General features: G+C 53.0%; 19 protein-coding genes and 1 riboswitch. Of the genes, 8 read left to right on the top strand and 11 right to left on the bottom strand.

Annotation, left to right across the window (positions count from 1 at the left end; translation table 11 throughout):
• Positions 1-299 precede the first annotated feature (299 nt).
• On the top strand, positions 300-1,697 hold the full coding sequence (gene shiA / locus A6301_RS13135; RefSeq protein ID WP_234257981.1) for a shikimate transporter: 1,398 nt from the start codon (positions 300-302) through the stop codon (positions 1,695-1,697).
• Between the two features lie 67 nt (positions 1,698-1,764).
• Here the strand turns inward: shiA and A6301_RS13130 are convergent, their stop codons facing one another.
• Positions 1,765-1,956, bottom strand: a complete 192-nt coding sequence (locus A6301_RS13130; RefSeq protein ID WP_107170964.1) for a DUF1127 domain-containing protein — start codon at positions 1,954-1,956, stop codon at positions 1,765-1,767.
• A gap of 173 nt (positions 1,957-2,129) precedes the next feature.
• Here A6301_RS13130 and A6301_RS13125 point away from each other — a divergent pair, with 173 nt between their 5' ends.
• Positions 2,130-3,566: a PLP-dependent aminotransferase family protein gene (locus A6301_RS13125; protein WP_234257980.1), complete on the top strand. Its 1,437-nt coding sequence runs from the start codon at positions 2,130-2,132 to the stop codon at positions 3,564-3,566.
• Between the two features lie 279 nt (positions 3,567-3,845).
• On the opposite strand, the gene thiH is transcribed toward A6301_RS13125, so the two are convergent.
• The 7 genes from thiH to rsd all read right to left on the bottom strand — a co-directional run bounded on the left by thiH (position 3,846) and on the right by rsd (position 10,179).
• Positions 3,846-4,967 carry a 2-iminoacetate synthase ThiH gene (gene thiH, locus A6301_RS13120; protein WP_234257979.1) on the bottom strand — a complete coding sequence of 374 codons (1,122 nt, stop codon included), beginning with the start codon at positions 4,965-4,967 and terminating at the stop codon, positions 3,846-3,848.
• Positions 4,964-5,764, bottom strand: coding sequence for a thiazole synthase (locus A6301_RS13115; protein ID WP_107170967.1), 801 nt, complete (start codon positions 5,762-5,764; stop codon positions 4,964-4,966). Before A6301_RS13115 ends, thiH begins: the two co-directional genes overlap by 4 nt.
• A 1-nt stretch (position 5,765) precedes the next feature.
• On the bottom strand, positions 5,766-5,966 hold the full coding sequence (gene thiS, locus A6301_RS13110; RefSeq protein WP_205540742.1) for a sulfur carrier protein ThiS: 201 nt from the start codon (positions 5,964-5,966) through the stop codon (positions 5,766-5,768).
• Positions 5,963-6,742 (bottom strand): HesA/MoeB/ThiF family protein, encoded by a 780-nt coding sequence (locus A6301_RS13105; RefSeq protein WP_234257978.1) that lies wholly within the window; start codon positions 6,740-6,742, stop codon positions 5,963-5,965. Before A6301_RS13105 ends, thiS begins: the two co-directional genes overlap by 4 nt.
• A gap of 1 nt (position 6,743) precedes the next feature.
• Positions 6,744-7,385: a thiamine phosphate synthase gene (gene thiE / locus A6301_RS13100; RefSeq protein WP_234257977.1), complete on the bottom strand. Its 642-nt coding sequence runs from the start codon at positions 7,383-7,385 to the stop codon at positions 6,744-6,746.
• Complete coding sequence (thiC, locus tag A6301_RS13095) at positions 7,382-9,322, bottom strand: phosphomethylpyrimidine synthase ThiC (RefSeq protein WP_234257976.1); 1,941 nt, start codon at positions 9,320-9,322, stop codon at positions 7,382-7,384. Before thiC ends, thiE begins: the two co-directional genes overlap by 4 nt.
• Positions 9,323-9,441: 119 nt before the next feature.
• Positions 9,442-9,595: riboswitch (TPP riboswitch) on the bottom strand.
• A 122-nt stretch (positions 9,596-9,717) separates the two neighbouring features.
• Entirely contained in the window at positions 9,718-10,179 is a 462-nt protein-coding gene (gene rsd, locus A6301_RS13090; protein WP_107170972.1) for a sigma D regulator, read from the bottom strand.
• Positions 10,180-10,287: 108 nt separating this feature from the next.
• Between rsd and nudC the strand changes: the two genes are divergently transcribed.
• From nudC to A6301_RS13060, 6 genes are all read left to right on the top strand, one after another.
• Positions 10,288-11,070 (top strand): NAD(+) diphosphatase, encoded by a 783-nt coding sequence (gene nudC / locus A6301_RS13085; RefSeq protein ID WP_205540745.1) that lies wholly within the window; start codon positions 10,288-10,290, stop codon positions 11,068-11,070.
• A gap of 116 nt (positions 11,071-11,186) precedes the next feature.
• Complete coding sequence (gene hemE / locus A6301_RS13080; protein ID WP_107170974.1) at positions 11,187-12,251, top strand: uroporphyrinogen decarboxylase; 1,065 nt, start codon at positions 11,187-11,189, stop codon at positions 12,249-12,251.
• A gap of 15 nt (positions 12,252-12,266) precedes the next feature.
• Positions 12,267-12,956 (top strand): deoxyribonuclease V, encoded by a 690-nt coding sequence (nfi, locus tag A6301_RS13075; protein ID WP_107170975.1) that lies wholly within the window; start codon positions 12,267-12,269, stop codon positions 12,954-12,956.
• A 77-nt stretch (positions 12,957-13,033) separates the two neighbouring features.
• The gene (locus A6301_RS13070) at positions 13,034-13,624 is read left to right on the top strand and encodes a YjaG family protein (protein ID WP_107170976.1); all 591 of its coding nucleotides are present in this window, start codon (positions 13,034-13,036) and stop codon (positions 13,622-13,624) included.
• 204 nt (positions 13,625-13,828) lie between these two features.
• A complete protein-coding gene (gene hupA / locus A6301_RS13065; RefSeq protein WP_005970302.1) occupies positions 13,829-14,101 on the top strand; it encodes a nucleoid-associated protein HU-alpha in 273 nt (90 codons plus the stop codon).
• Between the two features lie 4 nt (positions 14,102-14,105).
• Positions 14,106-14,792 (top strand): DUF1481 domain-containing protein, encoded by a 687-nt coding sequence (locus tag A6301_RS13060; RefSeq protein ID WP_205540746.1) that lies wholly within the window; start codon positions 14,106-14,108, stop codon positions 14,790-14,792.
• Positions 14,793-14,993: 201 nt separating this feature from the next.
• On the opposite strand, the gene purD is transcribed toward A6301_RS13060, so the two are convergent.
• From purD to A6301_RS13045, 3 genes are all read right to left on the bottom strand, one after another.
• Positions 14,994-16,274 carry a phosphoribosylamine--glycine ligase gene (gene purD, locus A6301_RS13055; protein ID WP_234257975.1) on the bottom strand — a complete coding sequence of 427 codons (1,281 nt, stop codon included), beginning with the start codon at positions 16,272-16,274 and terminating at the stop codon, positions 14,994-14,996.
• 17 nt (positions 16,275-16,291) lie between these two features.
• Positions 16,292-17,881 carry a bifunctional phosphoribosylaminoimidazolecarboxamide formyltransferase/IMP cyclohydrolase gene (gene purH / locus A6301_RS13050; protein WP_205540748.1) on the bottom strand — a complete coding sequence of 530 codons (1,590 nt, stop codon included), beginning with the start codon at positions 17,879-17,881 and terminating at the stop codon, positions 16,292-16,294.
• A gap of 94 nt (positions 17,882-17,975) precedes the next feature.
• A partial coding sequence (locus A6301_RS13045) for a hypothetical protein (protein ID WP_234257974.1) occupies positions 17,976-18,175 on the bottom strand: 200 nt, incomplete at its 5' end.

The following is an 18,175-nucleotide window of genomic DNA, read 5'->3' as shown; positions in this document are numbered from 1 at the left end:
CTACCATGCGGTAAATAACAAAAACCCCGACTATCATGGTCGGGGTTTTTTTATGGTTGATTCCCTGCGGATGACCCGTCGTAAACGACGTAAGCATGTCTTCCTGAAATTTTTTATAGCGCACATCCCTGTGCGCTACCTAAAGGCCGTCGCAAGCGACGTTAAAAATTGATGGAAGGCGTCCTGCCTTCCACCCTGTAGGCCAACGCGATGCGTTGTTATAAAACGCTCCCGGCGTTTTATATCATCCTGAAATTTTTTGTTGTACAGTAGTGTAAAGTAAATAGAACGGAACCAGCATGGACACCTCAACTACGCCAACCCTTTCACAGCCTGGCGGCTCATTACCTCATCAGGATGATTCACTTTCCTCTGATAAAACCCTACAAACACAGTCTGAAAGCCATTCTCAGCACCGAGCAAAGCGCGCAGCCTGGGGCAGTTTTGTGGGTGCCGTTGTTGATTGGTACGATTTTTTGCTGTACGGAATTGTTGCCGCCCTTGTATTTAATACCGAATTTTTTCCGCAGGTCAGTCCGACGATGGGGACGCTGGCGGCATTTGGTACGTTCGGCGTTGGTTTCCTGTTCCGCCCGTTAGGCGGAATGGTGTTTGGTCATTTCGGCGACAAGTTGGGTCGCAAACGGATGTTGATGATTACGGTCTGGATGATGGGTATTTCCACTGCGCTGATTGGACTGTTACCGTCGTTTGATTCTATTGGCTGGTGGGCTCCGGTACTGTTGGTCACGCTGCGGGCAATTCAAGGGTTCGCGGTCGGTGGCGAATGGGGCGGGGCGGCACTGTTGGCGGTAGAAAATGCGCCGAAGAAGAAGAAAGCTTTTTATAGCAGTGGCGTGCAGGTTGGCTTTGGTGTCGGACTATTACTGGCAACGGGATCGGTGTCGGTGGTCAGCAATGTGACCACCAATGAGGAATTTACCACTTGGGGCTGGCGTCTGCCTTTCTTGTTCAGTTTGATTCTGGTTGCTATTGCCTGGTGGGTGCGCAACGGGATGGATGAGTCTCAGGAGTTTGAGGCGAATAAAACCTTGGGAGAAAGAGCAAACAAGCTGCGTTCGTTCCCGATTATGGAAGCACTACGCCAGCATCCGAAAGCCTTTCTACTGATTATTGCGTTACGGCTTGGTGAACTGTTGACGATGTATATCGTCACGGCATTTGCACTCAATTACTCCACCACCCATCTTGGGCTATCGCGGGATATCTTTCTGAATATCGGGCTGCTGGTGGGGGCGATCAGCTGCGTGTCTATTCCTTTCTTTGCTTATCTGGCGGATAGCTTTGGCCGTCGTCGCATTTATGTGACTGGTGCGTTGATTGGTGCCGTGAGTGCGGTGCCATTCTTTATGGCGCTGGAAAGTCACAACACGCTGCTGATTCTGTTCTTTGCTATCATGCTGGCGAATGCTGCTCACGATATGATCGTTAGCGTACAGCAGCCGATGTTTACCGAGTTATTTGGTACGGCGTATCGCTATAGTGGGGCTGGCGTGGGTTATCAGGTTGCCAGCGTGGTCGGCGGCGGGTTTACACCTTTTATCGCCGTTCTGCTGGTGCAGTTTATGGATGGCTCATGGCACGCGGTGGCGGCCTATCTTGCCATTGGCTGCTTACTGTCAGCCGTTGTCGGGATGCGGATGAAAGCACCCGCAGACAATACGGTACCTCACTAACCTCTTTATCTTGCCGATACAGATGCACTATCTGTATCGGCGATATCTCTACTTTTTTGTTGTTATGTTATCTGAACCGATCGAGATCGCTTCGTTTCAGCCCGATGTCTTTTAGCCCCTCATCGCTCATATCCCGCAGTATCTTCAGCGTTTGCACCCTTACTCGCCAGGCTTTCCACAGGCGGTACGGTAAAATAAGCATGAGCCAGAACGGTGACTCGCGGAACGGTTTTTGTGATCGATTCTCATGAAATTCCATATTTTCCCCCTCGCCAGTGAATGAACGCTATGATGAGGCGAAAGGTATTTTCAATACAGATGCAAGAAATCCATTTTTTTAGCATACAGATTGTGTGATATTGCATCTGAATGGTGATTTTTATTTGAATCTGTACTGGTTACTATGATGAATCATGATGGAGAGCGATACTGATGACGCGTTATCAACACCTTGCCGGGCTGTTAGAGCAGCGGATTGAACAAGGGTTATATCAAAGCGGGGAACGTCTGCCTTCCGTTCGGGCACTCAGTACAGAACATGGTGTGAGCATCAGTACCGTACAGCAGGCCTATCATCTGCTGGAAACCCGACAGCTGATTATGCCGCAGCCGCGTTCGGGATATTTTGTCACGCCGCGTAAGGCAACGCCGCCTGTACCTGCGCTGACGCGTCCTGCTCAGCGCCCAGTTGAGATCACACAGTGGGAATCGGTACTGGAACTGGTGAACGTGCGTTTGGAAACCAATGTGCTGAAGTTTGGTAGTGGAATGCCTGATGTGAGCCAGCCTACCATCAAGCCGCTGTGGAAAGAGATGGGTCGCCTTTGCCAATATCAGGATGCCCGGGTTTTACAATATGACAGCGTATATGGCGTGCCCGCGCTGCGTGAACAGATCGCTCGTCTTACCGTCGATTGCGGCTGCCAACTGACGCAAGATGATATTGTGGTCACGACTGGATGTCAGGAAGCCTTGTTTGTTGCCGTTCGCGCGGTTTGCCAGCCCGGAGACATCGTTGCTGTCGAGTCACCTGCTTTTCCGGGTACGATGCAGATCCTTCGTGGGCTGGATATCAAAGCGATCGAGATCCCAACCGATTCAGTGACGGGGATCAGTCTTGAAGCGTTAAGACTGGCGTTGGATCAGTGGCCAATCAAAGCCGTGCTTCTGGTGCCGAGCTGTAACAATCCGCTTGGCTTCATCATGCCTGACGCCCGCAAGCAATCGCTGGTGACGCTGGCGCAGCACTTTGATGTCGCCATTATTGAAGATGATGCCTATGGTGAATTGGCCTATGAATACCCGCGTCCCCGCGCCATAAAGTCGTTTGATGAAGATGGACGCGTATTGTTGTGCAGCTCATTTTCAAAGAATCTGGCACCCGGTTTGCGCGTGGGTTGGATCGCCCCGGGGCGCTATCTGGAGCGGGTGATTCATACAAAGTACATCAGCACGGGATCGACGGTGGTACAGCCTCAGCTTGCCGTGGCAGAATTTATTCGTCAGGGACACTATCAGCCTCACTTACGTCGGATGCGCGCCCAATACAAAGCTAATCTGAGTACGTTTACCTGCTGGGTGCGCGAGTATTTTCCGTCCAATATTTGTGTCAGTCGTCCGCAGGGAGGATTCCTGATGTGGATTGAGCTGCCTGAATATTTTGATTCACTCAAGCTCACTCGTGAGGTCAGAAAAGCGGGCATACAGATCGCCGCCGGTTCGCTATTTTCCGCTTCAGGGAAATACCGCAATTGTATTCGACTTAATTATGCCAATCGCTTTACGGAAGAGATGAGGGAAGGGCTGCGCATTGTGGGTAGTGAAATCGCGAAGATGATGCACACTTTTCCTGACCAGAACGTAACCTGATTATTGTTAAGGAAGGGCCGATACGGGTAAGGATAAGCCCCGTATCGGCGGGTTGATGTGCAGAACCGATAAGTGGTAAACGGCTCCGGTCAACAGGCTTAGTAATAACGCTCAGGCTTGCCAACGACGCTACTGTATTCTTTACCGAAAGCCGTGACGATAGGCCGGATTTCATGTTGCGAAGCGCGATCCTGAGAATGTTGCCTTCCATGTAATTCTCATTTCGGCCTGCGAACCGCCTCCCAAATCATACGTATCGCTGTCTTATCTGTTCAGTAACTATCTGCCCAAATAACCGTCCCAGTCTTTCCAGACCGGCTGGAGGCCTGCGCGTACGATGGCCTGCGCGACGTCTTCAGGACGCCGTGAATCATGCGGCGAGAACTGTTCCAGTTCGGGGTGATTGTCGGCGTAGCCACCCGGCTGGGTTTTGGAAAATGCGCTGACATTGTTAATCGCAATGGGAATGGCATGATCGCGGAAGAAAGGCGACTCACGCGTGGATAGCGACAGCTCAATATCTGGCGACAGCAATCGGAATGCGCAAATCACCTGCATGAGCTGTGCTTCATCCATTAACGACGCTGGTTCAATGCCGCCTGCACAAGGGCGCAGGCGAGGGAACGAGATAGAATACCGGCTCTGCCAATAGCTCTGCTGTAAGTGCAGCAGGTGTTCCGCCACCATGTAGCAGTCGGTGCGCCAGCTATTGGACAGGCCGATTAAGGCACCTAGCCCGATCTTGTCGATCCCCGCACGACCAAGCCGATCCGGTGTGGCAAGCCGCCAGTGGAAATCCTGCTTTTGTCCTTTTAGATGGTGCAACTGGTAGGTCGCCGGATGATAGGTTTCCTGATAGACCATCACACCATCCAGCCCCAGCGTTTTCAACTCGGCGTACTCCTCCTGCGACAGTGGTTGGACTTCGATCATCAACGAACTGAAGAGTGGCCGAATCAGTGGAAAGACGCGACGAAAATAATCCATCCCCACCTTGCGTTGGTGTTCGCCGGTCACGAGCAGCAGGTGCTCAAATCCGAGTTCCTTGATAGCGGCGCATTCACGTAAGATTTCTGCCTCATCCAGCGTTTTACGCTTGATGTGGTTGCTCATCGAAAAGCCGCAGTAGGTGCAGTCGTTTGAACACAGGTTGGACAAATACAGCGGGACGTAGAAACTCACCGTATTGCCGAAACGCTGTCGGGTGAGCTGCTGCGCCCGCTGGGCTAGCGGTTCCAGATAGGCGTTGGCGGCCGGTGAAATGAGCGCCATAAAATCGTCACGCGTCAGGTGTGGGGCAGTGAGCGCCCGTTCAACATCCTGTGCGGTTTTGCCGTTGATGCGTAGCGTCAGGTCATCCCAGTCGAGCTGTTCCCAGACGGTTTGAAAGTCGATGCTCATTTTGCCGCACCTTCCGCTTGCCGATCTTCCATTTGTCGATGTAGAAAACCGGTGAGCGGGCTGGTGGCGCTGGCGACGAACTGCTTACTTCCCAGACCGGCCTGACGCGCAAGGCCACCAGCATCGACTGCTAACCGGAAGGCGCGCGCCATCGCCACAGGGTCGCGGGCAACGGCAATTGCTGTATTGACCAGCACGCCATCGGCTCCCATTTCCAGGGCGTCGGCTGCCTGGCTTGGGGCACCAATCCCTGCATCGACAATCACTGGAACACGCGCCTGTTCGATGATGATGCGAAGAAAATCACGTGTTTGCAGCCCCTGATTGGAGCCAATCGGCGCGCCGAGAGGCATCACTGCCGCGCAGCCGACCTCTTCCAGACGCTTGCACAGTACCGGATCGGCCCCACAGTAGGGCAGCACCGTGAACCCTTCTTTGACCAACTGTTCCGCAGCCTTCAGCGTTTCGATAGGGTCGGGCAGCAGATATTTCACATCGGGGTGAATTTCCAGCTTCAGCCAGCGGGTGCCTAGCGCTTCACGTGCCAGTCGGGCAGCAAAAATAGCTTCGTCAGCGGTTTTGGCGCCCGACGTATTTGGCAGCAGCTTAATACCGAGCTGGCGTAGCGGGGCGAGAATAGCGTCGTTTCCGCCGTTTAGGTCAACGCGTTTCATCGCCATGGTAACTAACTGGGAGCCGGAAGCCTCAAGTGCCGCCAGCATCAGTTCTGGCGTGGCGAATTTCCCGGTTCCGGTCAGCAATCGTGAAGTGAATATCGTATCGGCAATGTGCAGCATGTCATCCTCCCGCGATGGCTTGAAAAAGCAAAATATCATCACCGTCCTGCACCTGATGCTGTGACCAGGTAGCATGCGGGATAATGGTCTGATTGATAGCCAGCGCCGTGCCAGGCTGGAGCCGGTTTATCTGGTTCAGCAGCGCCTCAACCGTGATGGCCTCTGGGAATTCAAAGGACTCATCATTCAGCGTGATTCTCATGCTGCTCCCCCGCATACCGGGCAATGAGGCGCACGTGTGAGCTGGAGCGTGTTCCAGCTCTGCTGTTTGCCATTGAACATTCTCAGCTTGCCATCCAGCGCAGACGGCATACCGGCCAGCAGCTTTATCGCTTCCAGCGCCTGAAGCGTGCCAATTACGCCGACCACCGGCCCCAGCACGCCTGCGGTACGGCAGTTGCGTTGTGGTTCGGTTGTATCGGGATACAGGCAGGCGTAGCAGCCAGCGTGATAAGGCGGCGTGAAGACAGCGAGCTGACCGCTGAAACCGACGGCGCTCCCGCTGATGAGTGGCTTGCCTGCACGAAAGCAGGCGGTGTTAACCGCGTGGCGAGTGGCCATGTTGTCGCTGCAATCCAGCACTAAATCGACGCGGCTAACGGCGCTGTGTAACGCCTCACCGCTGAGCCTTTCGGTAATCGCAATCGCTTCTGAATGTGAATTTAACGCCTGTAACTGACGTTGTGCCAACACCGCTTTGGGTTTGTCGGTATCGCTGGTGCGATACAGAATCTGGCGTTGCAGGTTGCTGATGTGCAGTGCGTCATCGTCGGCAAGCAGCAGCGTGCCAATCCCTGCGGCCGCCAGATAGAGCGACGCGGGAGCACCCAGCCCACCGAGACCCACCAGCAGAACGCGGGCGGCTTTGAGCTTCTCCTGACCGTCTGGGCCAATATCTTCCAGCATCAACTGACGGCTGTAGCGCATGAACTCGCTATCGCTCAGTCCGGCAGACGTTGGATGGGGATGCGTTACCATGTTATGCCTCCCGTCCTTCAATCATCCTGAGCAGCGTTGCGGTTGCTTGCCGCCAGTCTGCTGCCTGCGTAATGGCGCTGACGACGGCAATACTGCCGACGCCCGTTTTCAGCACCGCAGGCACTTTGTCGATGCTGATGCCGCCAATCGCCACGGTGGGAAAACGGCCTTGCAGATCGGCGATGTGTCGGCTCAGTTCGGCCAGCCCCTGCGGTGCCGATGGCATGTCTTTGGTTTGCGTAGGGAAAATATGCCCCAGCGCGATGTAGGACGGGTTTATCGCCACCGCGCGTGCCAGTTCACGATCGTCGTGTGTGGAGACGCCTAAGCGCAGGCCTGCTTGTTTAATCGCGACCAGATCGGCGGTATCCAGATCTTCCTGGCCTAGATGTACGCCGTACGCTTGATGTTTTACGGCCAATTTCCAATAGTCGTTGATGAAGAGCTGCGCCTGATAGTGCCGACCCAATGCGATCGCTTGGATCACATCGGCTTCGGCCTGTTCATCAGACCGATCTTTGATTCTTAGCTGGATCGTTTTCGCCCCTACACTGAGCAGGCGTTCAATCCATTCCACGCTATCGACAACGGGATAGAGCCCCAGCCGCTGTGCCGTTGGGGCAAAAGGCGTTGAGTCCGTCATTGGTTTTCCTCGGCTGGCAGGCTGGTGGCGCTGTGATAAAGCTCGCTGCCGCGAGAACGGAATTCCTGTGACATCTGCGCCATGCCAACTTCAATCGGTTTGGCTTCTGCTTCCTGTTTCGCGGCGTAATCGCGCACTTCCTGTGAGATTTTCATCGAGCAGAATTTAGGGCCGCACATGGAACAGAAGTGGGCGACTTTGCCAGATTCCTGCGGCAGCGTTTCATCGTGGTAGGCGCGTGCCGTTTGCGGATCGAGAGCCAGATTGAACTGATCTTCCCAGCGGAATTCGAAGCGCGCTTTCGACATAGCGTTGTCACGGATCTGCGCACCGGGATGACCTTTCGCCAGATCGGCGGCGTGCGCGGCGATCTTGTAGGTAATCAGCCCTTGTTTGACGTCTTCTTTGTTCGGCAAGCCAAGATGCTCTTTCGGCGTCACGTAGCAGAGCATCGCGCAGCCGAACCAGCCGATCATGGCAGCACCGATGCCGGAGGTGAAGTGATCGTAGCCTGGTGCGATATCGGTGGTTAATGGGCCGAGCGTATAGAACGGTGCTTCATGGCAGTGCTCCAGCTCTTCGGTCATGTTGCGGCGGATCATCTGCATCGGAACGTGGCCGGGGCCTTCGATCATCACCTGTACGTCATATTCCCAAGCAATCTTAGTCAGCTCGCCTAACGTATGCAGCTCGGCAAATTGCGCCTCGTCGTTGGCATCTTGAATCGAGCCGGGGCGTAAGCCGTCACCCAGTGACAGCGCGACGTCATAAGCGGCACAAATTTCACAGATTTCACGGAAGTGTTCGTACAGGAAACTCTCTTTGTGATGCGACAGGCACCACTTTGCCATAATGGAACCGCCGCGTGAGACGATGCCGGTCAGGCGTTTGGCGGTCATCGGCACGTAGCGCAGCAGGACACCCGCGTGGATGGTGAAATAGTCCACGCCCTGTTCCGCCTGTTCCAGCAGCGTATCGCGAAACATTTCCCAGTTCAGATTTTCCGCCACGCCGTTCACTTTTTCCAGCGCCTGATAGATCGGTACGGTTCCGATGGGGACGGGGCTGTTGCGCAGAATCCACTCGCGGGTTTCGTGAATATAGCGGCCGGTTGATAGATCCATCACCGTATCCGCGCCCCAACGGGTAGACCAGACCAGCTTTTCCACCTCTTCTTCGATGGAGGAGGTCACGGCGGAGTTGCCGATATTGGCGTTAACCTTCACCAGAAAATTGCGACCGATAATCATCGGCTCTGATTCTGGGTGGTTGATGTTGGAAGGGATAATGGCGCGACCGGCGGCCACTTCCTGACGGACAAATTCCGGCGTGATGTTCTCCGGCAGGAGAGCGCCGAAACTTTGCCCCGGATGCTGCTGGCGCAGTACGTCGGTGCGAATGCGTTCGCGTCCCATATTTTCGCGAATGGCGATAAATTCCATTTCCGGGGTAATGATCCCCTGTCGCGCATAGTGGAGTTGGGTGACGCGTTTACCTGCTTTGGCACGCAGCGGTCGTGGCAAATGCTCAAAACGCAGATGATCCAGACCGGCATCCGCTAGGCGCTGCTGGGTGAAATCGGAGCTGACGCCAGATAGCGCCTCGGTGTCGTGACGTTCTGCAATCCAGCTGGCGCGCAGCTTCGCTAGCCCAACGCGGACATCGGGTTGCGCGTCAGGGTCGCCATACGGCCCTGACGTATCGTAAACCGGGATCGGCTCATTGGGCTCGTATTGGGGATTGTCTTTGCTGCCGCCGAGTAGCGTCGGGCTGAGCTGAATTTCACGCATCGGTACGGCGATGTCGTCGCGCGAGCCTGCAAGGTAAATGCGTTTGGAATTGGGAAAGGCGGTTCCCTGTAAGGTTTCAATAAACTGTTGGGCGGCGGCGCGTTGTTCACGGCGGCCTGATTTGGACAGCACTGGTTCTGTAGACATAGCAAGTTCCTGTAAGACGTAAAGGGAAGATTGCTTGTCTGGAGCCGGAGGGAGTAATAATGATATCGAGTTTTAGCGTGGGTATGTGCAAATACGCAGCCTTGGGCTCAATCTCAATGAGGTGCATTACTCTTGTTCCCTTCGCAGGTATTAACCCGATCAGGTTCCGCGGATCCCGAATTAACGGTCTCAGCCTGTGCGCTCATAGGTTTCGTAAAACGATTGATTTCGTAAAACAAAACACGAGCACGCTAGGCACTCCGACAAGATTTGCCCGTCTGTTAAACGGGTCAATAAAACCCCTACACTGTATGACGGCAAAACGCGGATGTCAAAGCGTGCCGCTTTTGCCTGTACAGCGCGTGGTGATGTTCTTAAATAACGTCAAATGACGGTTAGTTGTCGTAAACCTGCCTGATCATGTTGTCTTCTAACGTAAAACGCTCTTCTAATGCTTCACCGACGCTGGAAAGTGCCTGCTGGAATTCGATGCAGTTATCATGGTCGATGGCGGCTGCCAGATGGCTATCGTAAAACGTCATGATTTGCTGCGTATTGTTTTGCAGGGCGAGGTCGAGCTGGGTGGAAAGCGCCAATACTTGTTCGCTGTGGGTCGCTGCTTCATGCAGCATTTTTTCGTATAAATGAAAGTGGCCAGTAGAAAGATAGTCCACCAGATTCTGGCAAAAATTATCCAATGCCTCTTCATCCAAAAGAGAAAGCGCTTCCTTGTTCGGCTTGATGCCGACCAGATGATAGTAAGCCACCAGAAGCTGCTTACGCGCTTGTAGCCATTGGTCGATTAACGCATTATTGCCACCAACGTATTCAGTCAGACTTTGTAGCTGGTTTAGCATTGTTGACTCCGTGAACGGTAAGAAATAACTGAAATCCCAGTTATAAAACTTATGTAATCACTCTGAATGTAAAATGCCAGTGAAGTGGCAGTGGAGCAATAAAAAGATATGGAACAGACGCTAAAAGGTGATGAAACCGGCTGGTGGATAGTTAGCGATGCGATACAAATCTGGCTACCCCAAGGAGAATTACCGCGCGGAACGGCGACGGCGTGGTCGTTGCAGGGGAAAGTGGCTCGTCAAATCGGTGAATGGCAAGGGCAGCCTGCCTGGCTGGTTTGCCAAGGGCGGGATACGGGCATGGCATCCGTTCGCCAACTGCTCGATCAAGACGCGGGCTTATTCCAACTGGCGGGGCGAGGCGTACAGCTGGCTGAATTCTATCGCTCCCATCGCTTTTGTGGTTACTGCGGCCATGAAATGGTGCGGAGCAAGACGGAACTGGCGTGCTTATGTCACCACTGCAAGGAACGTTATTATCCGCAGATCGCGCCCTGCATCATCGTCGCAATTCGGCGTGGCAAGGAGATTTTGCTGGCGCAGCACAACCGACATCGTGGAAACATGTATACCGTGCTGGCGGGGTTTGTGGAAGTGGGCGAAACGCTGGAACAGACTGTCGTACGTGAGGTAATGGAAGAAAGCTGCATTCAGATAAAAAACCTGCGTTACGTGAGTTCGCAGCCTTGGCCATTCCCTCATTCGCTGATGATGGCGTTTACAGCGGATTATGCGGGTGGAGAAATCAAGCACGATCCGAAAGAGTTGCGTGACGCGGGCTGGTTCCGCTATGACCAACTTCCGCAGTTGCCTCCGCTGGGCACCGTGGCACGTCGACTTATCGAAGATACGGTGGTGTTGTGCCGTGCTTATCACGAGAACGAAGGCTGACGTGGTACTATTTGCGCTATTAATGTATTGGTTTCATAACACGTTCGTTTTATAACGCATCCGCTTCATCACATCTATCTGGTGTAGAACCGCCGTGAGGCCGAAAGGAAGAGAACATGACCGACCTGAAAAACGATCGCTATTTGCGGGCGTTATTGCGCCAACCTGTTGATGTCACCCCAGTGTGGATGATGCGTCAGGCGGGGCGTTATCTACCAGAATATAAGGCAACGCGTGCGCAGGCGGGTGATTTTATGTCACTGTGCAAAAATGCAGAGCTGGCGTGTGAAGTCACGTTACAACCTTTACGGCGCTATGCGCTGGATGCGGCGATCCTGTTCTCTGATATCCTGACTATCCCTGATGCCATGGGCTTAGGACTTTATTTTGAAGCCGGGGAAGGCCCACGCTTCCACTCTCCCATCACCTCTCATGCCGATGTCGTTAAACTGCCTGTTCCCGATCCAGAACAGGAACTCGGTTATGTGATGAACGCGGTGCGAACGATCCGTAAAAATCTCGCCGGTGCAGTGCCGCTTATCGGTTTCTCGGGCAGCCCGTGGACGCTGGCGACCTATATGGTGGAAGGCGGTAGCAGCAAAGCGTTTACCGTCATCAAGAAAATGATGTTCGCCGAGCCTAAAACGCTGCATCTGTTGCTGGATAAGCTGGCAGATAGCGTCATTCTTTATCTCAACGCGCAAATTCGTGCTGGTGCGCAGGCCGTGATGGTATTCGATACCTGGGGTGGCGCGCTGAGTGGACGCGACTACAAAGAGTTCTCCCTGCGTTACATGCATAAGATTGTTGATGGTTTACTGCGTGAGAATGAAGGTCGCCGTGTGCCAGTGACGCTCTTCACCAAGGGCGGAGGGCAGTGGCTAGAGGCGATGGCTGAAACAGGTTGTGATGCGCTGGGGCTGGACTGGACGAGTGACATTGCTGATGCACGCCGTCGTGTAGGCGATAAAGTCGCGCTACAGGGAAATATGGACCCCTCAATGTTATATGCCGATCCGGCACGGATCGAACAGGAAGTGGCATCGATCCTCTCTGGGTTTGGACAAGGTAACGGACATGTTTTCAATCTGGGCCATGGTATCCATCAAGACGTGCCGCCAGAGCATGCGGGCGTTTTTGTTGAGGCGGTACATCGGTTATCTCGCCCTTATCACGCATGATTCACGGGAGGTGGTGTGATTGATACACAAAAGTTGCGGGCCGAACAGTTGGCTCGCGCTTCTGATGTGATTCGGCACGACGATTTACCTTTTGAGCAGCCCGCGTTTATCGCGGGTGCAGATGTTGGTTTTGAGCAAGAAGGTTCGGTAACTCGCGCCGCCATTGCGGTAATGCGTTATCCTTCGTTGGAGCTGGTAGAATATAAGATTGCGCGTATCAGTACGACGATGCCCTATATCCCCGGTTTTCTTTCGTTTCGTGAATGCCCAGGGCTGCTTGCCGCGTGGGCGTTGCTTGAACAGAAACCGGATCTGCTGTTTGTTGATGGGCATGGGATTTCCCACCCGCGTCGTCTCGGCGTTGCCAGCCATTTTGGCCTGCTTGTTGACGTTCCCACGATTGGCGTAGCGAAAAGTCGGCTTTGTGGCCGGTTTGAGCCGCTGGCGGAGGGCGTCGGTAGCCAACAGCCGTTACTGGATAAGGGCGAGCAAATTGGTTGGGTATGGCGCAGCAAAGCGCGCTGTAATCCACTGTTTGTGGCAACAGGGCATCGGGTCAGTCAGGATAGTGCATTGCACTGGGTACAATGTTGTATGCGCGGCTACCGTTTACCGGAGCCGACCCGTTGGGCTGATGCTGTCGCATCGAATCGTCCCGCATTTGTGCGTTGGCAGCGGCTGCAAGCGGCTAGCGTATTGTCGTAAAACTTTAGGAATTCAGGCATAGGGCGTCACTGTGATTTCAGGTACACTGCCGTCCGTCGCCGTTAATGAGCATAAAAATGTTACGTAACCCCATTCATTTACGTCTGGAAAAGCTGGCGAGCTGGCAACATGTCACTTTCATGGCATGTCTTTGTGAACGTATGTATCCAAATTACCACGAGTTTTGTCGTCAAACAGAATTCGGAGACGCGATGGTTTACCGCCGCATTCTCGATTTGGTATGGGAAACATTGGTTGTTAAAGATGCGAAGGTTAACTTCGATAACCAGTTGGAAAAGCTGGAAGAAGCGGTTCCCACCGCGGAGGATTACGATCTTTACGGCGTTTATCCGGCTATCGATGCCTGTATCGCACTGGGCGAACTGATTCATTCGCGTTTAAGCGGTGAAACGCTGGAACATGCGATAGCCATCAGTGAAGCGTCTATCCGTACGGTTGCTATGTTGGAAATGACGCAGGCCGGCAAAGAAATGACGGACGATGAGCTAAAAGTTTTGCCTGCGATTGAAGAAGAATGGGACATCCAATGGGAGATTTTTCGCCTGTTGGCGGCCTGTGAAGAACGCGATATTGAGCTGATCAAAGGGCTCCGTTCCGATCTGCGCGAGGCCGGAAGTAGTAACATCGGGATAAATTTGCATCAATAACGCGATAAAACGTGATTTAAGGCCTGAAATGGCCTGTCTTAAGGCTTCACATTCGCACCCTGTCTGGTCTACATTTGGGGGGCGTAAAAAAAGTGGCTGTCGGTGCGTGTATGCAGGAGAGTGCTACTACACCCTAAAATGGGAAAGGGCATATCCGTCGCACTCGATGCTTAGCAAGCGATAAACACACTGTAAGGATAACTTATGAATAAGACTCAACTGATTGATGTAATTGCGGACAAAGCTGATCTGTCAAAAGCACAGGCTAAAGCAGCTCTGGAATCAACTTTGGCGGCAATTACCGAGTCTCTGAAAGAAGGTGATGCAGTACAATTAGTTGGTTTTGGTACGTTTAAAGTCAACCATCGTAATGAGCGCACTGGCCGCAACCCACAAACCGGTAAAGAAATCAAAATTGCTGCTGCCAACGTGCCAGCGTTTGTTTCTGGCAAGGCTCTGAAAGACGCTGTTAAATAAGCTCATGCCGGTTAAAAGTTTAAGCAGAGGGGCGGTTTCGCCCCTTTTGCTTTTACGCCGTTTATGTGGCGCAGGCCTCGTACTTACCGCTGTGGTGGCCTGCAGTAACCGCGCCGCACCGCCGGAAGAGTTCTCCAGCGGTTACGTTGCCGATCGCGGTATTGTGCGTATCTGGCGTAAGGATGACGCGCAGAATACGACGGCGCTGACTACCGTGTATAACCCGCTTCAGGGCAATGCTCTGGTAGTGACCCGCTATACGTTCCAGCAGGATAAGCTACGCGAGATTCAGCGTAATCAACTCGGGACGCAAAAAGAAGATATGCGCTTACGCTTTGCTGAAGATGGAACTGTCAGCTTTATGCAGCGGCAACTTGCCGAAAGGCGTGAATCAGTTTCCGATGATGATGTTGCGCTCTACCAGTTCGATGCTAAGCGCATGCTGGAGTTGAGCGATGTCCTGCGTGCAGGCAAAGTGATGCTAAAGCAAGGGAAATGGCTGGAAGGGCAGGTTCAGTCCTGTGATGGCACTGTGGTACGCCCTGACTTTGACAACGATTCGCGTGAATGGATTGCGCAGCAAAAATCTCATGCCACGCGTCCGCTCAATGTAGCGTGGTTGGAAGCACCAGAAGGAACGCAACTACTGCTGGTGGTGGAGGATGATGTCTGCCAATGGCAGCCTAAATAGCTATACCCGTCATACTTCAAGTTGCATGTGCGTTGGCTGCGTTCACTCACCCGAATCACTTACTTGAGTAAGCTCATCGGGATTCCCTCTCTCGCCGCCTTCCTGAAACTCGAATTATTTAGGGTATATAAAACTGACTATAAAAAACCCGGATTTCTCCGGGCTTCAGTATTTATCCGATAATCGTTATCGGATCATCGTTTACTCGCGCTCAATGGCACGGTAGCCGATGTCTTTGCGACAGAATACGCCTTGCCACTGAATACCTGCGGCTATTTCATAAGCACGTTGTTGCGCTTCTGCAACGGTATTACCCAATGCAGTGACGCACAGTACTCGCCCGCCGTTGGTAACGACATTAATACCATTCAGTTTGGTACCAGCATGGAAGACTTTGCCATCTTCAGCATCCTGCTGCGGTAAACCAGAAATCACATCGCCTGTATTGTAGTCAGCCGGGTAACCCCCTGCGGCCAATACCACCCCCAGAGACGGACGCTCATCCCAGACTGAATCTTTCTGATCCAATGTGCCGTCACAGGCTGCCAGACACAGTTCCACCAAATCGGAGCGCAGGCGCAGCATGATTGGCTGTGTTTCTGGATCGCCAAAGCGACAGTTGAATTCGATCACTTTTGGTTGACCATCGGCAGAAATCATCAGGCCGGCATACAAGAAACCCACATAGGTATTTCCCTCAGCGGCCATGCCGTTCACGGTCGGCCAAATCACCTGATCCATTACACGCTGGTGGATCTCATCGGTCACGACGGGGGCTGGTGAATAAGCGCCCATTCCACCGGTATTCGGGCCCGTATCTTTATCCCCAACGCGTTTATGATCCTGACTGGTTGCCATCGGCAGCACGTTCTTGCCGTCCACCATAACGATGAAGCTGGCTTCTTCACCATCAAGGAACTCTTCCACCACGATACGGTGCCCAGCATCGCCGAATGCATTACCTGCCAGCATATCCTGAACGGCGTTTTCCGCTTCCTGCAACGTCATTGCGACAATCACGCCTTTGCCCGCAGCTAATCCGTCTGCCTTGATGACGATAGGTGCACCTTTGCTGCGTACATAGGCCAGTGCCGGTTCCACTTCGGTGAAGTTCTGGTATTCCGCTGATGGGATGTTATGGCGTGCCAGAAAATCTTTAGTAAAAGCTTTCGAGCCTTCTAGCTGTGCTGCACCTTGCGTTGGGCCAAAGATTTTTAGGCCTGCACTCTGGAACGCATCCACAACACCGATAACTAATGGTGTTTCTGGACCAACGATAGTTAAATCGATGTGGTTTTCCTGTGCAAAGGCGACTAATGCTGGAATATCGGTTGCGGCGATATCAACGTTGGTCAGTGCTGGTTCAAGTGCAGTGCCTGCGTTTCCTGGAGCAACATAAACCTGTTTCGCCAGCGGTGACTGTGCCGCTTTCCAGGCCAGCGCGTGTTCGCGCCCACCATTACCAATTACTAAAATATTCATTTCGGTCAGCTCCAGAATTAATGGCGGAAGTGGCGCATGTCGGTAAAGATCATCGCAATCCCGTGCTCGTTGGCAGCAGCGATGACTTCATCATCACGAATAGACCCGCCCGGTTGGATTACGCAGGTAATGCCAACGGCTGCGGCGGCATCAATACCATCACGGAATGGGAAGAACGCATCAGAGGCCATAGCAGAACCTTTTACTTCTAGCCCTTCATCGCCCGCTTTGATTCCGGCAATTTTCGCTGAGTAAACGCGGCTCATCTGACCGGCACCTATCCCGATGGTCATGTTGTCGCGTGCGTATACAATTGCATTAGATTTAACGAATTTAGCCACTTTCCAGCAGAAAAGGGCATCGCGTAACTCCTGTTCGCTTGGCTGGCGCTCGGTCACGATACGCAGCTGAGATGCATCGACCATACCCAGATCGCGATCCTGTACCAGCAAACCACCGTTGACGCGTTTGAAATCCAGAGCCGGAACGCGTTGCTGCCAGCTACCGCTGGTCAGGACGCGTACGTTTTGTTTGGCTGCGGTAACCTTCAGTGCGGCATCGCTGGCAGATGGCGCAATAATGACTTCGACAAACTGACGGCTGATGATGGCCTGTGCCGTTTCTTCATCTAGTTCGCGGTTGAAGGCGATAATGCCGCCGAATGCAGATGTCGGGTCGGTTTTATAGGCGCGTTCGTAGGCATCAAGAATTGAACCGCCAATTGCTACGCCACATGGGTTCGCGTGTTTAACGATAACGCAGGCTGGTTCGGCAAATTCCTTCACACACTCCAGCGCAGCATCAGTATCGGCGATGTTGTTATAAGACAGCGCCTTGCCTTGTAGCTGTATAGAAGTGGCGACCGAGGCCTCATGAATATTCTCTTCTATATAGAAGGCTGCTTGCTGATGACTATTCTCACCGTAGCGCATGTCCTGCTTTTTGATGTAGTTCAGGTTCAGCGTGCGTGGGAAGTGGCCCGATGGTTTATCGGTTTCACCGTGGTAAGGCGGAACCAGTGCGCCAAAGTAGTTGGCAATCATACTGTCGTAAGCGGCGGTGTGTTCGAAGGCTTTAATCGCTAAATCGAAACGGGTTTCGTAGGTCAATGAGCCTTCGTTGGCGTCGATTTCATTAATGATAGCGCTGTAATCGCTGCTCTTGACCACGATAGCCACATCTTTATGGTTCTTGGCGGCGGAGCGGACCATCGTCGGGCCGCCGATATCGATGTTCTCAACGGCATCTTCTAATGTGCAGTTCTCACGGGCGACGGTCTGAGCGAACGGATACAGATTCACAACGACGATATCAATCGGCTTGATGTCGTGCTGCGCCATGATCGCATCATCCCGATCGCGTCGTCCCAGAATGCCACCATGCACTTTCGGGTGCAGGGTCTTTACTCGCCCATCCATCATTTCCGGGAAACCGGTGTAGTCGGAGACTTCTGTCACGGCTAAGCCAGCATCAGCCAGCAAACGGGCGGTTCCACCAGTAGAAAGGAGCTCAACGCCACGATGGGACAGAGCTTGAGCAAATTCGACAATACCTGCTTTGTCAGAAACGCTGAGCAGAGCGCGGCGAATTGGACGACGTTGTTGCATGATGATGTTATCCCCTGGATTTGGGTAGTCAGTAAAGAACGGTATGTGAATATCGTCTTTGTTAGAGCAATGATTGCGGAATAAAGAGAAATATTCAGTTAGCGTTCGCCAAAACACGACGATTTTGAACGCGGTGAATTGTAGCGAAAACGTTTGCGTGATGCTCGTCAATTTTTGAGTTGAATGCTTTCTGTGGATAAGTTTGTGCAAAAATAGGTATAAGGCGGGGTTTTGCTGTGGAATGCAGCAAACAGTCATTTTTCTTTAAAATACCTATTGCGGCAGGTCGAGAAG

The sequence above is a fragment of the Pectobacterium sp. IFB5596 genome (assembly GCF_021432585.1).
In the GTDB taxonomy this organism is placed as follows: domain Bacteria; phylum Pseudomonadota; class Gammaproteobacteria; order Enterobacterales; family Enterobacteriaceae; genus Pectobacterium; species Pectobacterium punjabense.
Note: the sequence above shows the minus strand (reverse complement) of the source record. Positions and strands in the feature narration are given on the sequence as shown.

Excerpts from the sequence above, each read along its gene's own strand:
- A6301_RS13060 (WP_205540746.1), top strand. The coding sequence starts at position 14,106 with ATGCCGGTTAAAAGTTTAAGCAGAGGGGCGGTTTCGCCCCTTTTGCTT.
- nudC (WP_205540745.1), top strand. The coding sequence starts at position 10,288 with ATGGAACAGACGCTAAAAGGTGATGAAACCGGCTGGTGGATAGTTAGC.
- rsd (WP_107170972.1), bottom strand. The coding sequence starts at position 10,179 with ATGCTAAACCAGCTACAAAGTCTGACTGAATACGTTGGTGGCAATAAT.
- A6301_RS13130 (WP_107170964.1), bottom strand. The coding sequence starts at position 1,956 with ATGGAATTTCATGAGAATCGATCACAAAAACCGTTCCGCGAGTCACCG.
- thiC (WP_234257976.1), bottom strand. The coding sequence starts at position 9,322 with ATGTCTACAGAACCAGTGCTGTCCAAATCAGGCCGCCGTGAACAACGC.
- purH (WP_205540748.1), bottom strand. The coding sequence starts at position 17,881 with ATGCAACAACGTCGTCCAATTCGCCGCGCTCTGCTCAGCGTTTCTGAC.
- thiH (WP_234257979.1), bottom strand. The coding sequence starts at position 4,967 with ATGAGCATCGACTTTCAAACCGTCTGGGAACAGCTCGACTGGGATGAC.
- shiA (WP_234257981.1), top strand. The coding sequence starts at position 300 with ATGGACACCTCAACTACGCCAACCCTTTCACAGCCTGGCGGCTCATTA.
- hemE (WP_107170974.1), top strand. The coding sequence starts at position 11,187 with ATGACCGACCTGAAAAACGATCGCTATTTGCGGGCGTTATTGCGCCAA.
- A6301_RS13105 (WP_234257978.1), bottom strand. The coding sequence starts at position 6,742 with ATGGTAACGCATCCCCATCCAACGTCTGCCGGACTGAGCGATAGCGAG.
- A6301_RS13070 (WP_107170976.1), top strand. The coding sequence starts at position 13,034 with ATGTTACGTAACCCCATTCATTTACGTCTGGAAAAGCTGGCGAGCTGG.
- purD (WP_234257975.1), bottom strand. The coding sequence starts at position 16,274 with ATGAATATTTTAGTAATTGGTAATGGTGGGCGCGAACACGCGCTGGCC.
- thiE (WP_234257977.1), bottom strand. The coding sequence starts at position 7,385 with ATGACGGACTCAACGCCTTTTGCCCCAACGGCACAGCGGCTGGGGCTC.
- A6301_RS13125 (WP_234257980.1), top strand. The coding sequence starts at position 2,130 with ATGACGCGTTATCAACACCTTGCCGGGCTGTTAGAGCAGCGGATTGAA.
- thiS (WP_205540742.1), bottom strand. The coding sequence starts at position 5,966 with ATGAGAATCACGCTGAATGATGAGTCCTTTGAATTCCCAGAGGCCATC.
- hupA (WP_005970302.1), top strand. The coding sequence starts at position 13,829 with ATGAATAAGACTCAACTGATTGATGTAATTGCGGACAAAGCTGATCTG.
- A6301_RS13115 (WP_107170967.1), bottom strand. The coding sequence starts at position 5,764 with ATGCTGCACATTGCCGATACGATATTCACTTCACGATTGCTGACCGGA.